Source organism: Pseudomonas sp. AC463 (assembly GCF_979253585.1).
Window position 1 is genome coordinate 1 of sequence record NZ_CEEDDZ010000522.1, and the last position, 278, is coordinate 278.

Consider the following 278-nt stretch of genomic DNA (forward strand, 5'->3'; position numbering starts at 1 on the left):
CGCCGCCGCGCCATCGACACGCCAGCGGGCGAGTTCCCAGACCTGACCACCCTCGGCGATCAGGATGTGATCGTCCTCAACGGACTCGGCGGCGCCTTCCGCGAAGTCGATCTCGATCGTCTGGCCGTCGAGCAGGAACCAGCCCTGCCGCCGGGGTGCGGCATTCAGGCGAAATCCTCCCTCCCCGGCGAGGGACGCGGCGGCATCGGCGAGCGCTTCGTCGCTGGGCAAAACGGGCGGCATCAGCCCCTCGCCCTCGCGTGCGATCAGGCCGGTAT

General features: G+C 70.1%; 1 protein-coding gene. It reads right to left on the reverse strand.

All coding sequences use genetic code 11. From position 1 onward, the window contains the following. Nucleotides 1-278: hypothetical protein (locus AC0IYH_RS31245; protein WP_471838086.1), on the reverse strand; the 278-nt coding region annotated here is incomplete at both ends.